The organism is Mucilaginibacter sp. OK283, from assembly GCF_900110415.1.
Lineage (GTDB): Bacteria > Bacteroidota > Bacteroidia > Sphingobacteriales > Sphingobacteriaceae > Mucilaginibacter.
The window spans coordinates 1-15144 of record NZ_FODR01000012.1; the positions used below are offsets into that span (position 1 = coordinate 1).

The window sequence follows — 15144 nt, forward strand, 5'->3', positions numbered from 1 at the left end:
TGGTTCTCCAAAACCAGAAATGACAAAAGTTCACCCTGCCTTTTTTATAACTTATCCACAAACTTTTTAGTTTTTAACCCCCCCCTGCACCCCCCATTCCAATAATAACAATCAGTGTCTAATTGCTTTCTTAAGACCAAAGGAAATGACAACAGGGCGTAACTTGCCCTATGGCAACAAATCGCCCGTCATCCAAACCCTATTTCATTTTAACAGGGATATGATTTAAATTTGCTGCACAAAATTGAAAACGATATGTCATCAGTAGAAACTGCTTTTGTTAAATACAAGGTAAAAGACCTTTCACTGGCCGAATGGGGCCGCAAGGAGATTGAACTGGCCGAGGCCGAAATGCCGGGTCTGATGGCTTTGCGCCAGGAGTACGGTCCAAGCCAGCCGTTAAAAGGTGCCCGTATTGCCGGCTGCCTGCACATGACCATCCAAACCGCTGTTTTAATTGAAACTTTAATTGCACTTGGCGCCGAAGTTACCTGGTCGTCATGTAATATATTCTCAACCCAGGATCATGCCGCTGCTGCTATTGCTGCTGCCGGTATTTCTGTTTACGCCTGGAAAGGTATGAACGCCGAAGAGTTCGACTGGTGTATTGAGCAAACCCTTTGGTTTGGCGAAGACCGCAAACCATTAAACATGATATTAGACGACGGCGGCGATTTAACCAACATGGTGTTAGATCGTTTCCCTGAACTGATTGCTGATATTAAAGGTTTATCTGAAGAAACTACTACAGGTGTACACCGTTTATATGAGCGTATGAAAGCCGGTACATTACCAATGCCTGCAATTAACGTTAATGACTCGGTTACCAAATCGAAATTTGATAACAAATACGGTTGCCGCGAATCGCTGGTTGATGCCATCCGCCGCGCAACTGATGTAATGATGGCCGGTAAAGTAGCCGTTGTTTGCGGTTATGGTGACGTAGGTAAAGGTTCTGCAGATTCATTGCGTAACTCTGGTGTGCGTGTTATCGTTACCGAAATTGACCCTATCTGCGCATTACAGGCAGCTATGGAAGGTTTCGAAGTTAAAAAATTAGGTACTGCTATTAAGGAAGCTGATATTGTAGTTACTGCAACTGGTAACAAAAACATCGTTCGTGAAGAGCACTTCCGCGCTTTGAAAGATAAGGCAATTGTTTGTAACATCGGTCACTTTGATAACGAGATTGACATGGCCTGGTTAAACGGCGCTTATGGCAATACCAAAATCGAGATTAAACCACAGGTTGATAAATACACTATTGATGGCAGCGACGTTATCGTTTTAGCAGAAGGTCGTTTGGTTAACTTAGGTTGCGCAACAGGCCACCCAAGCTTTGTAATGAGTAACTCGTTCACCAACCAAACTTTGGCTCAGTTAGAGCTTTGGACTAACGGAGCTGCTTACAAAAACGAAGTGTACACCTTACCAAAACACCTTGACGAAAAAGTTGCCCGCTTACACCTTGCCAAAATTGGCGTTGAGCTGGAAGTATTAGACCAGGATCAGGCCGAATATATTGGCGTAACTGTTGATGGTCCGTTTAAACCGGAGTACTATCGTTACTAATTTTAGGTAAAAGGATAAAGGCGAAAGCTGAAAGGTTTTTGTGTGGATATATAAAAGGCATGGTTTTAGGACTGTGCCTTTTTTGTTTAAGTGTTCCCAAAATCAATCTTTATAATAGGCTATCCGGCGTTTCACCGTTTTAACTACTTTGCCTTTATAAAGGATATCCCATAATAACCAATTACCATGTTTGTCGTAGCGGCTATACCTGCTTAGTGTTTGGGTTACTTTGCTGTCGGGCGTAAGATCCCCGTGGGCTACAAAACCACCTACATAGGTGGCGTCTGTGACTGACGAGTCTTTTTGTATGATTACGTTGTCGTGGTCATCATAGGTATAAGAAATTTTGAGGGTCAACGTATTTTGGGGATCGTATGTTTCCTCGATGATTTTGCGGCCAAGGGCATCCATTTTGTATTTTATTGTCTCTGTCGGTTTACCATCCTCTCCATACTGCAAAGATTCAATAACATGCCCTTGTTTGTCATAGTGGTCAGCATGTCGTAGGATGCGGGCTCCTTGCATATTTATATAAAAGGCCTGGAACAAGCCTTGTTTGTTATAAACTGTAACTCCGGAATAATTATACTCCTCTAACTGCCCTTGCTTATTTGTTTTGTATATCGAACTGTCTAATAACTCCCCGCGAATGTTTTTTTTTGTCAATTGCCGCCCTTCTCTGTCGTAACTACAAATTAAACCGAACCTTGGTTGTTTAACTTTAACAGAATCAACATAAAGGGAACTTTCTATTTTGCCATCCATCCTGTATTTGCGCGTTTCATAGTATTGCCATCCGCTAATGATATTAATGCCAGTTTGCTGCGACGGATAGTAGTAGCTAATACATGATTTTACTTTTCCCTTAAGGTTAGCTGCTTTTACATCATTTTGATATTTAAGGCCCTCAATATTTTCAAAACCTACCAGGGCGTAAAGTACAATGAAAATAAAAACTATAAAAAATCGGGGTGTTAACTTTTTCATATAAAGTTTTGGCACAACAAGATATGAAATTTAACACAAGTATGTGAACATTGTCGACAAGGGAACGCAGTTACCAAAAGTAAATAAGGAGTAAGCTAACTGCCGTACATTAAATTTCCATCCTAAAACTTATATGCTAATTTTGATGACAGAACACATTTCACATCAACCCAGGTACCATGCCATTCAAAAAAAGCTACTTCAATTTAATTTATCTCGTCTTTGCTTTTTGGTCAACGGCCGCATTAGCAGCCGAAATTAAAATCAGCAATCCCAAAATGACCATGGTGCTTAATTATAGCGGTAAGGCAAGTATTACTTCGCTGGTGGTTAATGGGCAAAAAGTAATAAGCAGTGCCGATGGGGTGTTTACATCGGTGAACATTAATGGCATTACGTATTCGTCGCTGCATTTAAAGAAAACGCCGGTATTATTAAAAACAGGCAATGTTTATAAGCTCAGCAACATAAGCTATGGCAATAAAAGCTTCACCATAACCGAAAACTGGATTTTTACCATCAACGATAAAGCCATCAGGTGGACAATTGAACGGAGCTCAAACAAGCCATTGCGGGTGGATGAATCTGCTGCGCCTGTATTTAATTTTGATAACATAAATACATGGGAAGGCGCTTACCAGGGTTATGGCGGGCTGGCCTGGTTTTACCTTTTTAACGAAAAACTGTGTACCTACGGCGTGCACACCCGGTCGTCTGATTTTTGGAACAGTAAAACCGGTAACGGTTTAAATATAACCGTGGCTGCCCCGGGCAAAAACGTGGCTATGAAATATAGCCGTACTGCCGATGATAAACTTGCTTACACCATAAGTGTAAGCAATAATGAAATGGCATTAAAGCGGGATAGTGACACCCAAAGGCGCAGGTTTTTAAGAGGGCGTACCGATGTTTGGGCGCCATTTAATCTTGCGGCCGGGCCGGGCAGCCAAAGTATTACCCTTAGCTATTTTAATTTTGATGAAAAGTATGGCAGGGGCAAATTTAGTGGTGTTGATGGCGCTAAAGTTGGCGCGGTGCTTAACACCATTGCCCGCATAGGGGTAATTGATTCGCTGCATTTTGGCGGTAATAGTTGGGCTACACCTTATGGTCCGATTTGCCTGCATGAGCAATATATAGCGCAGCTTGGCCTTGCGATAAATGACGCTAAATATTTAAAGGGCGATGAAACCTGCCTTGATTATTACCGCGATCACGCCATAAAACCCGATGGCCGGGTATACCCGCGTTGGGCTTACACCAATGAGGATGCCATGCCTAGTCAATTTAACAGCGACGGTTTTTACGAGGCACAATGGGGCGTCCTGATGGATTCGAACCCCGACCTGGTGATAAATGTTGCCGACCTGTATGATATGACGGGTGATAAAATCTGGGTTAAGCAACACCAACTGTCGTGCGAGAAAGCCTTAGATTGGATACTGAAACGCGACAGCAATAACAATGGGCTGGTTGAAATGATGACCGATAACCATACCCAAAAGCGCAGCAGCGATTGGATTGATATTGTTTGGGCGTCGTACGAAAATGCTTTTGTAAACGCGAAGCTTTACCACGCGCTGGTAAAATGGGCCGATATTGAGCAGCAATTAAATAACGATGCCAAGGCAACTTACTATAAAAACTTTGCTGCTAAACTAAAGGAAAGCTTTAACAAGCCGACTGCCGACGGCGGTTTTTGGGACCAGGAAAAAAGCTGTTATGCTTATTGGATTGATAAGGACAAAAGCGTGCATGGCCGCAACATGGTAACACCGGTAAACTTTATGGCCATTGCCTATGATATTTGCAATAACGATGCCCGCAAGCAAACGATACTGGATAACATTGAAATGCAAATGCAGCAGGAAAAGCTTTTCTTTTGGCCCTTGTGTATGACAACATATTTGCCGGGCGAAGCTAAGGAATACCAATACCCTTTTCCATCCTATGAAAATGGCGACTTGTTTTTATCGTGGGGGGCTATCGCGGTAAAAGCCTATGCCGAATATAAACCAGCCCTTGCCCTTAAATATGTGCGCAATGTGCTGGAGCAATATGGTAAAGATGGTTTGGCTTTTCAGCGTTATGGCAGGATAAAACAAGATGGCCTTGGCGACGATATCCTATCGGGCAATAGCCTGGCTATAGTGGGCTTGTACCAGGCCATTTATGGTATCAATCCTTTGTATAATCGTTTTTACCTCAACCCGCATATCACGCCCGAACTTGCGGGCACCGTGTTGAATTACAGGTACAGGGATAAAAAGCTAACTATCAACCTCGATAATGATAACTATGCCGTTGCCGACGGAAAATTTAAAGTAAACGCGAAACAGAGCTTCGGTTTTAATAGCACCAAGGGGCAGTTGTCGTACTTTAATGGCGGCAGCCCGGCTGTTGCTTTGAATGCTGCTTCGGCAGGTAATTTAACCATCAATATAAAAAACTGGGATGGCGATAAAATGGAATGGCATCAGCAGGCCGCCAAACCGGTTACCTATGTTTTACATCAATTAAACCCGAATACGGATTATAGCTTTGCCGTTAACGGGAAACAGGCCGAAGTTTTAAAAAGTGATTTAAACGGCGAATTGAAGATAGCCTATAAATTCGGTGCGGCTAATGAAGATATGATGCTTAGTAAATTGAATTAAGAAGACATCTTTAACGCAAAAAAGCAGCGGAATTTCTCCCGCTGCTTTTTTCATTTATATCGTTTATTGTTATTTAACGGGGATAATATCTATAATAACAGTTCGGTTGTAAAACCGCTCTTCAACTAAATTATTTTCAAAGGGTGCGTTGCCTGCATCTTCGCCAAATCCTATAGTTTCGAATTTAACATTGGTTTTGCCGGCTTTGGTTAATGCTTGCTCCAATGTGTGCTGCACATCCATAGCGCGGGCTTTGGATAATTTCATGTTGTGATCTTCTTCGCCTATGTTATCAGTATGGCCATGAATAATAACTGTCGATCCATCAGTAATTGAAGCGGATACTACATCGGTTAAAAACTTGTCATAGGATACAATGGCGTTTGATCTGTCAAAATCATATAGGATGCTATAGCGCAAGCCTTTGGTTGGTGTTTCGTCCTGGCGTATCAAATGCACAGTGCTTTCTTTCTTTACAGGAATACCGGCACGGGTTTCGCCTGTCATTACAATTTTGTAATCGCCCGAAGGGTTGCTGCCTAAGATAGTTGTACCCGGAATGCTGGCCTGGTCATCAATAAATGGTCCGAAGTGCTGAACGGTACCTTTATCATCTGTAACATCTACAGACCATGATTTAAGCAACAGTTTGGCGCTATCGATATTTAAAATCACCTGGCTATCAAGTGGATTGGCTTGTGTAGCATTTATTTGAACTGGCTTCATCATGTCGCCGCCCACCTCGGTCAATAATTCGGGCGAGGTGCTGGTAATATCAACACGGCGGTCGCCTGCACGCAGCAATACCAATTCTTTAGTGCCACCCGGTTGTTCCGACGGGATAAGCGGCCTGTTACGGCCGGCAATGGTTATTCTTGATGCATCAACTGCAAATTGGGTAACCAGGTATTGTTTTACAGCTTGTGCCAGTTCTTTACCATCTGCAGGGCCTTTAGCCGATGCACCGGTTAGCACAATTACAGCGCCTGGGTTTGCCCTTAACCTATCGCCCAAAATATTCAGGATATTGTGATAAACATTCAGCTGCCTTGCAGACCGGCCGGCCGTGTTATCGGCCTGCTCATTTTGCAGTTGCTGTTCTTTGAAAGTAATTGCCTGATCTGTTGACAACGTAATATATCTGGCAGGGATCTGGGCCGATCCTTCATCAAAAAACACCGAATTACGCAAAGGCAGCGTTTCGCTCACCTGGCGTTTTAAAGGTACTGCTGTTGGTGCGGTTACCGTAAAAACAAATACATGCATAGGTGCCGGTACGCTGGTTACCGTTTTAGGTGCAATTTTTGAAGCTTTACCAAATTTAAGCGCTATCCCGGCGCGTAGCGTGGTAACCGACCAGCTTTCGATACTGCGCGGCTCCTGTCCAAAGTATGGATGAAAAGAGACAAATGGCGAGATGCTCACCTTAGTAGTACTACTTGCCGGCGAAACCATAATATCATAACCGGCGCCAACCTGGCCCGAGATGAGGGTTTTGTGCATGGCGCTTAACTGGCCATTTGTATTTGGTTGCCTAAGCTGGGTGTACTCAAAATCTTTACTGATGTTAAAAGCAATCCTTGGGCCGGCAAAAAAGTATAAACCGGTTGAAGGCACCGTTAAACGCAGGCTTGGTTCAACAGCAATATAGCTGGTGTTGGTTTCTAAAGTAGCGGGGCAATTACAGGGGGCAATTACATCTTTAAATTTGCCACCGCGGCCATCGTAAGCTACGTTAAGCATTACACCTAACACACTTGCCGGGCGGTATTCCATCAAAATAGACCCATAAGGGCGTACATCATGGCCCTTATGAAAAGCGGTAGGCGCTATTAATGAATTGTTTAACCGTTGGGTGGTGCCATCGTAAAAGTTAAAATTTGCGGCGCCGGATACACCAAACCACCATGTTGGTACAGTAGTAGTTTGCGCTTTAACCGTTATGCCGGCCATAGCAACCATCAAACAGCAGATGATGCTTGTTTTAATTATTTTATTGATTGTTAACATGAGATGTTTCTTTAAATATTTTGTTGACAGATAGTATTCAATCCCCCAAATAGGGATTGAATACTGTTGATACCGATGTTGGCTTATTGTGGTACGTTAACAGTGGTATTTACCATAGTAACCGAAGCTACCAGGGATATGGCCCTGCCATTTAATACCGTTTGTACCGCGTTACCGGCTGTTGAAAAGGTGATGCCTGCACTGGATATGATAGTACCCGTCATGATGCCGCCACCCGCGCCGTTGATTACAGCCGAACTGCCTACGTACCAGTAAACGTTTTTAGCAAGGCCGCCATTTTTCATAATAACACTCCTGGCGCCTGCCGGGCCTGCTGTACCTACCGTAAGGCCGGCAGCTGTCTGGAATATCCAAACCGCGTTCGGATCGCCTTTGGCATCCAGCGTAAGGTCGCCATTGGTTACTTTGAATGTGCCGCTTGCAGCTTTATATACGCCGGGGGCTAAAGTTAAGCCACCTAATTCGCCTGCGCCCGGATCGATACCACCTGGTTTCGAGGCTGGGGATATACTGTTGTAAGCTATGGTGGCATCAAGCAACCCTTGTGTAGCAACCGCAAAAGAGGTAGCAGTACCAGGGGCTGGCGGTGCTGTAAATATACCGCCCTTAACATTGCCCTTGTTTAGTGGTGTTTCGGTATAAATATCGGCAGTTAAACCATCGTGGAAACCCGTAACCAGGGTTGATGCGGCCGTTGTGCCTATCGCTCCATTATTGATTACTGTGTTTAGGCCCTGGTTGGTTACGCCTGCATTGCCGCCGAAAGCGCCAAATTTTGCAGCATCACCCAAAAGTGGGGATATAATGATTACGTTGAGCGTAAAGTTGGCCGTTACATGTTTGTTGGCACTCATAACAATAGTTAACGGGTTATTGGTGCTTGTTGCATCGCCGCTCCACGAGGTAAAGGTATAGCCGGGGCTTGCTGTTGCCGTTGCGCTTGCTGATGAACCTGCTGCGTATGCACCTGATCCGGTTGTTGAGCCGCCTGCTGCCGGGCTTGATTTTAATACCAACGCAAATTGCGATGCCGGTATAGCTTTAAAGTTGGCCACTAATTTACGGTTGGCTGCAAGTATAAACTGGTAGCTTGAACTTGTGGAGGCCACGTTGCCGTTATCTGTCCAGTTAACAAAGGTAAAGCCGTCATTGGGGTCGGCGGTTACGGTTACGGTGGTACCGGCGTTGTATGCACCAGATCCGCTGGTTGTACCGCCAATAGCCGGGCTCGAGGTAAGTACTACCGCAAATTGCGATGCAGGTATCAGTTTAAAGTTGGCAACCAATGCCCGGTTGCCCGCCATGGTAAACTGATAGCTGGAACTTGTTGAAACAATAACTCCATTATCAGTCCAGTTGGTAAATGTGTAGCCGGTATTGGGCGTTGCACTAACCGTTACGGCAGATGCTTGTGCAAATGTGCCTTCACCTTCGGTAACACCGCCAAGGGTAGGCGTTGCTGTTAGCATAATTTGCGGAATGGTAGTAAATGTCCAGGTATAATCGCTTACCATCGCGGTACGCAAAGTGTCGGTTACTGCTGCCTTTATAGTGCCCGTATAAATAGCGAAAGGCAGCAGGGGCTGGCTTGGGGTAAAAGTAAATACTGTGCCGTTGGTGGCGTTTGTTATGGTACCTGTAACAACAGTAGCGCCTTGTTTTATTATAAATGTTTTGTCGGTAATTGTTGACGGCGCCATGCTGGTGTTAAAGGTTATCGAGATGGCTTTGTTTAAAACAACGTCAACAGCTTTATCAGCCGGGTCGGTTGAAACCACCACCGGGCATTCGCCCTTGATTTCGCCTTTATAATTGTCCTTTTTGCACCCGGAGGTTAACATGATAATAAGTAACACCAGCGACAAAATTGCGCCGAATGTTTTGGAATAATCGCCGCGCTGACGCATGCAGATTACTTCCATTGGCATAGTAAATGTTTTTTTCATGAATATATTATTGAAAGATAAATTGTAAGTCCCGGGGTCCTATTGGGTCAGATTGCAGGATGGTACAAACTTATGGCTACCTGGCGGCAGGCATGTTATACAACTTTTTGTATTAGTTATATAATTCACACATTAGCAAAGCTGCTTTGGTTTTGAAAATCAAAATGTTTAAACTGCGAGGGTGTTAAACCGGTAACTTTTTTAAACTGGGCAGATAGGTGCGCCACACTGCTGTAATGCAGTTTCCACGAAATTTCGGTAAGGGTTAATTCATCCTGCCATAACAACTGTTTTACCAGTTGAATTTTATTCATGATGATAAACTGTTCAATAGTGGTGCCCTGCACATCCGAGAAGGTATTGGCCAGGTAAGTATAATCGAGGTTAAGCTTGTTGCTCAGGTAATCGGAGAAGTTGGTTTTTAACGGAATTTCTGAATGAAAGATCAAATCGGTAACTACCTGCTTTATTTTTTCAACCAGGATGTTTTTCTTATTATCCATTAATACCAGGCCGTATTTTAATAAAGCGATGCCCGCCTGCTGAATTTGGGCCAGCCCCACATCACCGGTAATAATTGCCCTTCCCTGGTCAATAGCGGTGCATTTGAGCCCTGCCCTTCGCAATTCGAATTCGACGATAATTTTGCAGCGGCTGCTCACCATGTTTTTTATAAAGAGGTTCATTGTTTCCTTGTATTACAAAACAAGTGCCTCTGAAAGTTTTTTGCCAATCGCAGCCTGTGTTAATAAAATCATCCCCATATATTTTTATTAGATAATGCCCCGCGGATACGAAAAGGGCATTAATACCGGTGCTGAACACGGGTGATTAAATTTGATAGTTGGTACGATTGGTAAAACCGCAAGTTGTAATTTATGCCAATAATGAGTAGAATACAGGATTTTTTTAGTCTTTTAACGAAAAATTGGTCTTGTAGGCCGTTGCAAAAGTGCTTTTAATATGCCGCTATTGAATGATGATATACCGGGTTAAATAAATACCGGTACATCATTATTCAACATGATGTTGGTAATCAAAATTCGTCCGTGGGTACTTTCAGGTTCTTCCGGTATCCATCAAGCCGTTTTTGCAAATCGGCGGTAAGTTTTTCATACCCGGGTTTGCCAAAAAGGTTATGAAGTTCCTGCGGGTCGTTTTTTAAATCGTAAAGCTCATTACAGTCAATATCCGCATCATTAGTTACGTAGCCCACATTGTTGAGCAGCTTAAGAACAGTATATTCCCTGTAGCCGGGAGTTGTTTGGTATTTGGTGGTTGCGCCACGCATGCCGCCCTTGCCATAAAAATGAATCAGTTTATAACGTTCGGTACGTATACCATCGTGCTTGCGTACCATGTGAAATGCCGGGTAATCATAGTAGTGATAATATAAGTCACTGCGCCATCCCGCAGGCTTAGGCCCCTTGAATGTTGGCTCGAGCGAAGTGCCACTCATTTGTTCTGGCTTTTTAATGCCCGCGAGCGATAAAAATGTTGGTGCATAATCAATATTTTGTACCAGGGCGTCGCTTTGCGTTCCTGGCTTTATAGCCCCCGGATATCTGATCAACAGGGGCGTCCGGAATGATTCCTCGTACATAAACCGCTTGTCAAACCAGTTGTGCTCGCCTATATAAAATCCCTGGTCCGATGTATAAACAACCATGGTATTGTTTTCCAGGTTATTATCCTTCAGGTATTTCAGAATTGCGCCTACGCCGTCATCTACCGACTTAATACAGCGCAGGTAATCTTTTAAAAACTCCTGGTATTTCCATAATGCAAGCGCCTTCCCGGTCAGTTTAGCGTTTATGAATTGCTGGTTTCTCAACTTATAATGCTTATCCCACGCGGCACGCTGTTCTGGTGTTAAACGCCCGAGTTCGCTCATTAAAAACGTATAGGAAAGCTTATCGTAGGGGCTTACCAATTGATCTTTCAGCTCTTCCACTTTCAAATCCTGAACCAGTTCCATATCATTGCTTATTGACATTTTTTGTGTTTTGGCGGCATCGCACCGCGATTGGTAATCATCGAAAAAAGTTTCGGGGACAGGAAAATTCACATCGTTGTACAAATCAAGGTATTTGCCGGGGGGCATCCAATTGCGGTGGGGGGCTTTATGGTGTATCATTAAGCAAAAGGGTTTGCCCTTATCCCGTTTTTCTAAAAAATCAAGGGCATGTTCGGTAATAAGGTCTGTAGCATAGCCCTGTTCCTGTACAAATTTATACCCGGTTTCGGGGCCTTTAAAAGTGGGGTTATAGTATTTGCCCTGATCGTCGAGTATATGGTAGTAATTAAATCCCTTAGGGCTTGTAGACATATGCCATTTGCCAACAATGGCCGTTTGGTATCCCGCCTGTTGAAGCAACTCGCTAAAGAATACTTTCGATGAGTCGATGCCCTCGGCAAGCTGGCGCTGGCCATTTTGGTGGCTGTACAAGCCTGTCATGAGGCAGGCCCTGCTGGGAGTGCAAAGCGAGTTTTCTACGAAGGCTTTTTTGTAAATGATGCCTCCGTTTGCAATTTTATCAATATTAGGGGTGGGTGCCAATTTGGAAAGCATCCCGCCGTATGCGCTAATGGCCTGGTAGGAGTGGTCATCGCTCATAATAAAAACTATGTTGGGTTTTTTGGCAGCATTTTTTTTGTTCTGCCTAACTTGCGCCTGTACCAAAACGCTTGTAAGGGCTACAGTAAACATTGCTGCCAGGCAAAACTTGGCCAAAAAATACCGCTCCAAAAACTTCTGAAATTTCATAGGTCAACAATTTAGGTTATTATCAAATTTTGTTACATTCAATGATCTATAGCCGTTGTGCAACTAAATATACGGGTATGTTTAGTTAATTAGCATGTAATATCCGGTTGTTTTTATTAAAACCACGTATGCATAAAGCGATAACAAATATTAATAAACTTTGGGCAAACTGTGAATATTTGAAAATTAAATTTAAACAGGAAGTGAGAAGTATATTTAGGCACCAGCTCCTGTCAAAAAAATAAAATTTCCAAAATAATTGTGTTTTTGACACTTTTAAATTAATATTGACATCGGATTCGCCGGGCATATAAAATTGCCCCGGTTTGATATCAAACACCATTATAACCTGTATATTTTTAAAGAAAAGACTTATTACGTATGAAGACCCTGAAATGCACGCGGCTTTTTTTAATTGTATTTTCAACAATATTTGCACATGCGTCAGGCGTTGTTGCTCAGTCGGCCGGTAACAAGCCCGTTAAAAAGGCCACTAAAGCAAATGCGTATTCGGCGTATTTGTTTACCTATTTTACCGGCAGCAAAAAAGGCGAAGCTATACGGTTTGCCATAAGTAATGATGGTTACCACTACCGTGCTCTTAATAATAACCTGCCGGTTTTAAGTTCGGCGGCTATAAGTACAACAGGAGGCGTGCGCGATCCGCACATCCTGAGAGGGGCCGACGGGAAAACGTTTTACATGGTGGCTACCGACATGAATACCGAAAAGTACGGCTGGGGGCCGGACACGGCTATGGTACTGATGCAATCTGCCGATTTAATCAACTGGACATCGCATACGGTTGTTGTGCCGCAGGTATTTAAGGAGTTTGAAGGTGTGAACCGGGTGTGGGCTCCCCAAACTATTTACGACCCCAAGCTGCACAAGTACATGATATATTGGTCGATGCGTTTTGGTAACGAGCCCGACAAAATTTATTATGCCTATGCCAACAAAGATTTTTCGGGCCTGGAAACCGCACCTAAACAACTATTTTTTAAACCCGACAACGGTGCCTGTATTGATGGGGATATTGTTTATAAAGACGGCAAATATCACTTGTTTTTTAAAACAGAAGGTTCGGGATCTGGAATCAAAATTGCCGTATCGGATAAGCTGACCGAAGGTTATGTGTTGATAGATAAATATGTTCAGCAAACCAAATCGCCGGTAGAAGGCGCCGGTACTTTTAAACTGAACAATAGTGATGCCTATATACTAATGTATGACAGATATACCGAAGGTAAATACCAGTTTACCCGCACTACCGACCTGGAACATTTTACTGCTATTGATAACGAGGTAACTATGAATTTTCATCCGCGGCACGGTACGGTTATGCCTATAACCGCGCGGGAAGCCGCCCGCCTGACCGCCAAATGGGGAAGCACAGATGATGTGATGCTGTCGCCCCGGTCGGGCCAGGTAAAAAAGATTAACATTGTGTTAGATTCTGCCACTCACACTCTCACGTTGCCGGTACTGCCTGGCACGGGTTTAAAGGCATTTAATCCGGCGTTCAATGCGTTGCCCGGTATTACTATGACACCAACCGCGGCACAAAACTTTACCAAAGGCCCGGTAAAATATACAGTGACCATCAAAGGGAAAAAGCCTGAAACCTATAATGTACAAGTACAGGAAAATCACAACCCGGCAATTGAAGGCTACTATGCCGATCCCGAGATATTGTATGCCGAAAAAACGGGCAGGTTTTATTTGTACCCTACCAGCGATGGTTTTGACGGCTGGAGCGGCAATTATTTTAAAGCCTTTTCATCGGCCAACCTGGTTAACTGGAAGGATGAAGGTGTGATACTTGATTTACCCAAAGATGTAAGCTGGGCAAAAAAGAATGCCTGGGCGCCCTGCATTATCGAAAAAAAGATAAACGGCAGCTATAAATATTTCTACTACTTTGCTGCCGCCCAAAAAATTGGCGTAGCTGCCGCCAATGATCCGGCTGGTCCTTTTGTTGATTCCGGGAAACCGCTGCTTGATAGTTTGCCTGCGGGTGTAAAAGGCGGCCAGCAAATAGATGCCGATGTTTTTACCGACCCGCAAACAGGCAAGAGTTATTTGTACTGGGGTAATGGTTACATGGCCTGCGCCGAGTTGAATGACGATATGATCTCGTTAAAAACCGGTACCACAAAAATATTAACGCCCGACAAGCATTATAACGAAGGCACTTACGTAGCTTACCGTAAAGGCATCTATTATTTTATGTGGTCGCAAAACGATACGCGCAGCCCCGATTACACGGTGCATTATGGCACATCCAATTCGCCCGTTGGACCAATAACGGTACCGGCAAACAATGTGGTAATTGTCAAAAATGCTAAAGAAGGCATTTACGGAACCGGGCATAATTCGGTTATACAGATTCCCGGCCGCGACGAATGGTATATTGTATACCACCGCTTTAATTACCCCAAAGGCATTACCATGGGCGATGCCGCCGGCTACAACCGCGAGGTTTGTATAGATAAGCTGGAGTTTAATAATGATGGTAGTATAAAGGAGGTAACCCCTACGCATAAAGGGATAAGCCCTGTTGTGATAAGCAAATAGGGTTGCGTTAATAGTGTTAAGTCCTGAGTCAGAAGCTAAATATATATTTTTTGGCTAGATTCAAGACTTAACACTTTTGGCTAAAAACTATCCATCACCCGTTATCCGGGATTTGTATTTTATCAATTGTTAATGATAAGGCTGTACAAATTTTAAATTAGTATAAGGCACTACACATTTATTATACACTATTGTACACTTTTAATACAACTTGCAAATGGTGCAATAATAATCAGTTAAATGTTCTGATATTTAGCTAAACGAGATTAATTAGGGGTGGGAAGGCTTGAGTCGTGTCGGTCTTCCCATTATTTAAGCGATAATCATAAGGCCGCAACGCAGGCATGCACTAAAGTGCGCACACAATTACCTTATTTGTGTTTATTGCCAATCATCTTACCGGGGTTTTTGTCTCTCGCTATTGCGTCTCTTTAACAAAGCAAACTGGTTGGTTAATATCCATGCTAATACTAATAATATGGCATAGAAGCCAATATTTTGCCATATTCCTCCAACAGTTAGGTAATCAGTTAAACTTATGAGGATAATGATTGACATTGTTTTATTAATAGATGATTAAATTAAATTGCCTGTTAAGACAAACATT

General features: G+C 43.4%; 8 protein-coding genes. 3 read left to right on the forward strand and 5 right to left on the reverse strand.

What is annotated here, in order from left to right; all coding sequences use genetic code 11:
• Window positions 1-255 precede the first annotated feature (255 nt).
• Complete coding sequence (ahcY, locus tag BMX56_RS23040) at window positions 256-1572, forward strand: adenosylhomocysteinase (RefSeq protein ID WP_090652242.1); 1317 nt, start codon at window positions 256-258, stop codon at window positions 1570-1572.
• A 102-nt stretch (window positions 1573-1674) separates the two neighbouring features.
• Here the strand turns inward: ahcY and BMX56_RS23045 are convergent, their stop codons facing one another.
• A complete protein-coding gene (locus tag BMX56_RS23045) occupies window positions 1675-2559 on the reverse strand; it encodes a hypothetical protein (protein WP_090652057.1) in 885 nt (294 codons plus the stop codon).
• Window positions 2560-2738: 179 nt separating this feature from the next.
• Between BMX56_RS23045 and BMX56_RS23050 the strand changes: the two genes are divergently transcribed.
• Window positions 2739-5216, forward strand: a complete 2478-nt coding sequence (locus tag BMX56_RS23050; RefSeq protein ID WP_090652058.1) for an alpha-L-rhamnosidase-related protein — start codon at window positions 2739-2741, stop codon at window positions 5214-5216.
• A gap of 69 nt (window positions 5217-5285) precedes the next feature.
• Here BMX56_RS23050 and BMX56_RS23055 read toward each other — a convergent pair whose 3' ends face one another.
• The 4 genes from BMX56_RS23055 to BMX56_RS23070 form a co-directional block, all read right to left on the reverse strand.
• Window positions 5286-7226, reverse strand: a complete 1941-nt coding sequence (locus BMX56_RS23055; RefSeq protein WP_090652059.1) for an OmpA family protein — start codon at window positions 7224-7226, stop codon at window positions 5286-5288.
• Window positions 7227-7309: 83 nt separating this feature from the next.
• Window positions 7310-9193 carry an InlB B-repeat-containing protein gene (locus tag BMX56_RS23060; protein WP_090652060.1) on the reverse strand — a complete coding sequence of 628 codons (1884 nt, stop codon included), beginning with the start codon at window positions 9191-9193 and terminating at the stop codon, window positions 7310-7312.
• A gap of 125 nt (window positions 9194-9318) precedes the next feature.
• Entirely contained in the window at window positions 9319-9879 is a 561-nt protein-coding gene (locus BMX56_RS23065; RefSeq protein ID WP_090652061.1) for a helix-turn-helix domain-containing protein, read from the reverse strand.
• Window positions 9880-10229: 350 nt separating this feature from the next.
• Complete coding sequence (locus tag BMX56_RS23070) at window positions 10230-11960, reverse strand: sulfatase family protein (RefSeq protein ID WP_218152475.1); 1731 nt, start codon at window positions 11958-11960, stop codon at window positions 10230-10232.
• A 381-nt stretch (window positions 11961-12341) separates the two neighbouring features.
• Here BMX56_RS23070 and BMX56_RS23080 point away from each other — a divergent pair, with 381 nt between their 5' ends.
• Window positions 12342-14537 carry a glycoside hydrolase family 43 protein gene (locus BMX56_RS23080; RefSeq protein ID WP_090652063.1) on the forward strand — a complete coding sequence of 732 codons (2196 nt, stop codon included), beginning with the start codon at window positions 12342-12344 and terminating at the stop codon, window positions 14535-14537.
• Window positions 14538-15144 lie beyond the last annotated feature (607 nt).